Origin of the sequence: Shewanella submarina (genome assembly GCF_042646185.1) — a bacterium.
GTDB lineage: Bacteria > Pseudomonadota > Gammaproteobacteria > Enterobacterales > Shewanellaceae > Shewanella > Shewanella corallii.
Genome location: NZ_JBHRTD010000021.1, coordinates 1 through 553 on the forward strand (window position 1 = coordinate 1; position 553 = coordinate 553).

Annotated in this window: 2 tRNA genes; both read left to right on the forward strand. The window is 43.9% G+C overall.

Annotation, left to right across the window (positions count from 1 at the left end):
• The first annotated feature begins 96 nt into the window (after positions 1-96).
• Positions 97-173 (forward strand) — tRNA-Ile (locus ACFOE0_RS22430).
• A gap of 20 nt (positions 174-193) precedes the next feature.
• Positions 194-269, forward strand: a tRNA-Ala gene (locus ACFOE0_RS22435).
• The last annotated feature ends 284 nt before the right edge of the window (positions 270-553 follow it).

Consider the following 553-nt stretch of genomic DNA (forward strand, 5'->3'; position numbering starts at 1 on the left):
CCTGGGGCTGGATCACCTCCTTACCTAAGCGACACATTGATTTCTGTTGAGTGTTCACACAGATTGTCTGGTAGTAGAAAGCAAAGAATAAGTCGGGGGTCTGTAGCTCAGGTGGTTAGAGCGTTCGCCTGATAAGCGAGAGGTCGGTGGTTCAAGTCCACTCAGACCCACCAATTACTTATTCGCACTGTATGGGGCTATAGCTCAGCTGGGAGAGCGCCTGCCTTGCACGCAGGAGGTCTGCGGTTCGATCCCGCATAGCTCCACCACTTCCTTCTTCACTCTTTGGGAATAAAGAGATGGAAGTGACTCATACAGTCTCGGGGATAGAGACGCCAAAGATAAACACGATTTATCTTTGGCTTTTTTAAGCCTGATTTTAGCTCTTATGAGTTGAAATTTGCTCTTTAACAATTTGGAAAGCTGATAGTAGAAACTAGCGAAAGCTAGTTAATACAAAATGAGTTCTCAAAACTTTAATCAAGTTAATTGAGTATTCTAATCAAGGCGTTGTGATTCGAAAGAGTCACAATTATCAAACCAGCAAGTTGCA